Source organism: Phyllobacterium sp. P5_D12 (assembly GCF_054049495.1).
In genome coordinates this window covers 1-5,041 of record NZ_JBFUMG010000331.1, presented here as the reverse complement: position 1 = coordinate 5,041, position 5,041 = coordinate 1, and the positions used below count along the sequence as shown (strand labels likewise).

General features: G+C 54.6%; 5 protein-coding genes and 1 pseudogene. 3 read left to right on the top strand and 3 right to left on the bottom strand.

All coding sequences use genetic code 11. The features are described 5' to 3' along the window. Positions 1-144 precede the first annotated feature (144 nt). The 3 genes and pseudogenes from ACXJ5O_RS18565 (at position 145) to ACXJ5O_RS18555 (ending at position 1,520) form a co-directional block, all read left to right on the top strand. Entirely contained in the window at positions 145-807 is a 663-nt protein-coding gene (locus tag ACXJ5O_RS18565) for a sensor histidine kinase (protein ID WP_457301185.1), read from the top strand. Between the two features lie 345 nt (positions 808-1,152). Then, positions 1,153-1,281, top strand: a pseudogene (locus ACXJ5O_RS18560) (hypothetical protein); the annotation flags it as partial. 98 nt (positions 1,282-1,379) lie between these two features. Further along, positions 1,380-1,520 (top strand): hypothetical protein, encoded by a 141-nt coding sequence (locus tag ACXJ5O_RS18555; RefSeq protein ID WP_457301186.1) that lies wholly within the window; start codon positions 1,380-1,382, stop codon positions 1,518-1,520. Positions 1,521-2,714: 1,194 nt separating this feature from the next. Here the strand turns inward: ACXJ5O_RS18555 and ACXJ5O_RS18550 are convergent. The 3 genes from ACXJ5O_RS18550 to ACXJ5O_RS18540 all read right to left on the bottom strand — a co-directional run bounded on the left by ACXJ5O_RS18550 (position 2,715) and on the right by ACXJ5O_RS18540 (position 4,784). Beyond that, positions 2,715-2,942, bottom strand: a complete 228-nt coding sequence (locus ACXJ5O_RS18550; RefSeq protein WP_457301184.1) for a hypothetical protein — start codon at positions 2,940-2,942, stop codon at positions 2,715-2,717. 156 nt (positions 2,943-3,098) lie between these two features. Then, positions 3,099-3,836 (bottom strand): class I SAM-dependent methyltransferase, encoded by a 738-nt coding sequence (locus ACXJ5O_RS18545; RefSeq protein WP_457301183.1) that lies wholly within the window; start codon positions 3,834-3,836, stop codon positions 3,099-3,101. Between the two features lie 30 nt (positions 3,837-3,866). Next, entirely contained in the window at positions 3,867-4,784 is a 918-nt protein-coding gene (locus ACXJ5O_RS18540) for a ketopantoate reductase family protein (RefSeq protein WP_457301182.1), read from the bottom strand. Between the last annotated feature and the right edge of the window lie 257 nt (positions 4,785-5,041).

Sequence of the window (5,041 nt, the reverse complement as noted above, 5' to 3'; positions counted from 1 at the left end):
TTTCCAGCGGATCGTCCGGCTCTCGACATGGTCCTTGTCAGCATCATGGATGTAACCGCGAGGAGAGAAACCGAAAACCAGCTTCATTCCGCCCGAATGGAGCTGACGCATGTTTCCAGGGTCGCAACGCTTGGCGAACTGACAGTGTCGATCGCCCATGAACTTAATCAACCGTTGGCTGCCATGATCACTAATGGGGCAGCAGGCTTACGTTGGCTGAAACGTGCCGAGCCGGATCTGGCGAAAGTTCAATCTTCGATGGAGAGCATGGTCGCCGATGCCAACCGCGCCAGCGAGATCATCAAGAACTTGCGCGCATTGTCGAAGAAATCGTCCCCGGTCGCGGAGCACGTCAACCTCAACGAGCTTCTGCAAGAGACGGTTGCACTGGTCCAAAGGGAAATTGACATCAATCGGGTGAGCCTGCAATTCGCTTTGGCTGCCGATCTCCCACAGGTCTGTGGTGATAGGGTACAACTGCAGCAAGTAATCCTGAACCTGCTGTTGAACGCTATTCAGGCAATGTCACAGACATCCGAAAATATTCGGAATCTGCTGATCGAATCAATCTCCCATGAACGCGTGGCCCTCGTGAAGATTCACGACAGCGGGCCGGGGCTTACACCTGAAACCCGGGAAAAGCTGTTCAGCCCCTTCTACACGACCAAGCCGGACGGCATGGGAGTGGGCTTGTCAATTTGCCGCTCCATCGTGACTGCCCATGGAGGGAGCATAATTGCCAGGTCCCTGCCGGGTGCGGGAACGACATTCGAATTCACCGTTCCCGTAAAAACGGAGGCCGGATGATGGCGAAGTCAGCATCGCCGCTGCGAACACGTCTTTCGGCCCTGGTGAAGCGGTACGAGAGCCTGACGACTCGGGAGCGTGAGATGGCAGAGCTCTTAACGACCTGCCTCATGAGTAAGCAGATCGCAGGCAAACTGAGATAACTGTGGAAATTAACCGTGGCCATATGATGGAAAAGATGGGGATGCGGACGTTTTGCCGAGCTCGTCAAGGTCTACGAGACGATTTTGCCCTGCCTGAAAACTTCTGTCGCGACGTAAACGTGAGTATTATTGAAGCTTTTGGGCCACGGGCGCATTTATCGGAAGTCGTGTTCAAGCGTTCAATACGTGAAGGCCTTGCCCCTTGTCCAACCTGAAATCGATAGCTGTCGTCGAGGACGACGCGTCATTGCGGGCTGYCCTGGAGAATCTGATCGGTGCTCACGGTCTCGATATCCATGGTTTTGCAAACGCCGAAGCCTTCCTGGCGCAAAGAGACTCCGTCGAAATTGACTGCCTTATAACGGATGTGCAGATGAATGGGATGGGCGGGGGGAGCTGTTTCTTACATTGCGCAGGAGCGGCGACACAATGCCGACCATATTCATTACGTCGTTCGAGGATGAGAGGATACACCGGCAGGTCATGTCAGCTGGGGCCATTGCCTATTTCAAGAAACCTTTCGATTGTGAGGATGTGATCGAGTGCGTTGAACAGTGCCTTGCTTCGTAAGTGATCGCCAGGGAAGAAGTTGGTTCCAGTCCAACAACATCAGTTTGATTACCCTTACAAGTCGGGCGCTAAGTGGCAGCAGGAGTTTGAACGCCACTTATTTGGCCCGCATGAAATCCGCCATTATTTTACGCACCGTTGAAAACATTTGATTGGAAATGCAGCCCTACGTCCGCAAGGAGCCTACACAATGATGCTGACTTTGCAGAAGGCAATCCTCCCATATCATCGCGAAGCATGGGAGATTTAGCTATGAATGAACAATGGCTTGTGGATTCCGAGCGCTATAAGCGAGCCTTAAGAGAATGGCAGTCGTCGTCCGGGAACGAGGCCTTCGCCACCTACATAATGTTGGCAGGAGCGCTGCTGTTTGTTGGAGGTTCGCTATTCGATGTGGGTATAGAGGATGGGCAGAGCCCGGTTGTCGTGGCGACGATAGGCGTAATGGTTGGTATTGGGAGCTCCGTATGGCGCTATACACTGAAAAGAACCTCCCACCGAATTTGGACTGACATGGAGTCCATCCGCAAGCGCTTCGCATCGCGCGGCTACTATATCCAAGATAACGGGGATTTATCGCCCCTTTAGCGCAATATGTAGTGGAATTCACCACGCTCGTCGGCCCGCGGAAACACCGCTGTCAGCGCATCCGGTGACGCACTATAAAAATAGCCAGACGGCCACGATAACGGCGATGGCCGCCAAAGGATACATAACGAAGTCGGTTGAAAGTATCACGACATCCTACGCGACCGTGGAGTTCAGGGAACGTTTGCGCCCAAGTTTCGGTGGCGAGTCAAGATAAAGCGAATAGATGAAGTAATCCCGATGGTTGCGGTCTACGCCAGGGAACCGCTTATTTGTCATTTCGCGCAAGAATAGATTCTATTTCCACGATCCTATGTCTAATGGCATCGACCGCCTCTTGATTGCCAGTCGCATTTATGGCGAAGGATGCGCTGCCGCAAGGCGTCATGGCGCTTGGCCCTGCGGTTGAGCTAGTCGCCACTCCAAGACAGGCCTCTCGCCGCCAGACGCTCTTCAGCTTCGTGTGAATTTCATCCACGCTGCGGTGGGGGAAGTCGCGTTGGAGTGMAATTGCCAACGCTAGTACGTCYGCCACCTTCGGGCGACCTTGCTCTGCGAGCTTGCGCACTGATCTCCGTCATTAGCTCTCGATCATCGACGGTCATGCTAGTCAAGGTCCTTCGACGCTTCGCTCGGCAGCAGTCCGTCAAAGACTTCTAAGAGCGCGTGTGTRATTTCCTTGCCTAGCGCGTTGCCAGCCTCCCTGATCGCGTCCTCTCCACTCTCAYGWGCSGCTAAAGCAAGCGCKGTCSCCTGATCAGATACGATTGCGTGGGCCCGTTCGATTGCCCAAAGCGCGAACTCATTGCGATTGTCGATTGCGATGGTTTCCATGGCGCTGCCCCTCCTGTTAGCCTACGTGGTGTAGCTCTACCTCGGCCTCCGCCTTTTGCAAACCCCGTCGACTGGGAGGGGAAACCATCTCCAGCCGGACCTAGTCGCGCATCCGTTATAGCTTGTGCCAACCCCACGAGGGATGCGAACGCGATGTTAGCTCCAATATTGGAAGACTCTCCCGAAACGATTGGGCATCAGGAATATTTGTTCGGCATGAGAGAATCCGGCTTGATGGCCCATGGCCTTCCAAGTTTCGGCCAATTCCGGGAAGTCGGCCAAGCTCATATGGGCTTCCATCGTCGCGAATTCTTCGTCGGTGATTGCGGCCCATACGGTCCGATATGCCGAAAACCGATCAAGCCATTCGGCGCGGTTCTCCCCATCAAGAAGAGTGGGTTCCCAAATCAAAAACTGGCCGCTAGGGCTAAGCGCATCGTGCACATTTTTCATCAGTCGGACCTTTCCTTCCGGCGGCAGATGATGAAGCGACATTCCAATCCAAACGATGTCTACGACATCGGACCAGTCGGCCATAGCTTCTACGAAGTCGCAACAACGCAGGTCGACGGGACACAGCAGGGGCTCCAGCGAATCTCTTGCGAGCTCCAAGGACTGCGGAGAGAGGTCGATCCCGTAATAGTGGTCGATGGCGCTCCCCTTTAGCACGGCCGCCGAAGCGACCGCATCCCCGCAAGCGATATCCAGAAACTTGAACGGCTTCAGCATCTTTTGGGAGAGCAGCTCATGAAGCAAGCCATAGACCTCGCGGTGAAACATGAGGTTTTCGCCGACAATCTTCCGGTAAGTCGCCAGATGCTTATTGAACATGGCTTGAGCATCGTCGGTGCTATTCGAAGAAGCGCTTTCAACCAAATCGTGATCGGTTTTCATTTGTTCCCCCAAAATCGGTTCGCCTCACACCTAAGACTCAATACCCTTGGCGTGTAAATGCAATGCGCGATAAACCACCGTATGCGCTGGCGTCGGTACGCCAAGCTCGTTTCCAAGCGCGTGCATTCGTCCTGAAAGCCATGCAAGCTCCAGCGGCTTGCCTTGCAAAAGATCGTTGGCCATCGATGAGCGCGTAGCGGGTGGTAGATTTTGCCAGAGCGATAGAGCGTGCGCTTCGTACCCGTCCTGCATCGGATGGCCGGCTGCCGATGCCACCGCCATGCCTTCATCTCGCAATTGGTCGAGGAGTATCCGGGATTCAGGGTCGGTCAGGATCGATCCAATTCCAGAATGTAATAAGCTCGTCGCACCTGAAAAAGTGCAGAGTGTGACGAACTTGGTCCAAAGCACCTGATCGATATCGTCAAACGTTTGCAGTCCAATGCTCCCGGCTTGAGTGCAAGCAGTTTGCAGCGCGCCGATGATCGGGTCATTTCGTCCGCCTATTTGGAACTGCGTCGCGCCACCTACATGTACGATCAAACCGGGCTGTTTGAGATATCCCGAAATGTAGGCGGCACCGCCGACAACCTGCGAAGGCCGCACAAATCGAGCAAGGGTCTCGACGCTGTCGATGCCATTCTGCAGGGTCACCACCCTCGTTCCCTGTCCGACCATCGGCACAATTGCTGCGGCCGCTTTCTCGCTGTCGTAGAGCTTGACGGCGAAGATCACGACGTCGACAGGACCGATATCACCGGGCGTCTCAGTAGCAGTGACCTGGCTCAGGTTGATGTTGCCGAGCGGGCTTTCCAGCTGCAATCCATGACTTCTCATTGCTTCGAGGTGGGCACCACGCGCAATAAAGGTGACCTCCTGGCCGGCCCGGGCGAGCCGTGCGCCAAGATAACCGCCGATAGCGCCGGAACCCATAATCGCGATCCGCATGGTCGTCCCCACGACAATTTCGTAGCTGTAAAATCAATATAACAGTTTTGCCGCCTTAGAGCACGATCGCATGGCCTTACAGTGCCTGAGTTGCAAGAACCGCAATACATCAATCAATTGCGGACTAGTGGTATCAGAATATGACCAATTCGATCTTGTAATAGGTCCGTGCTGGCTGAGAGAACGCCTACCCGTCAAGGTCCTATTGGCGCAACCGCGACCTCCAGCGTGGTCGTCGGCAGTGTCTGCTCTTAGGC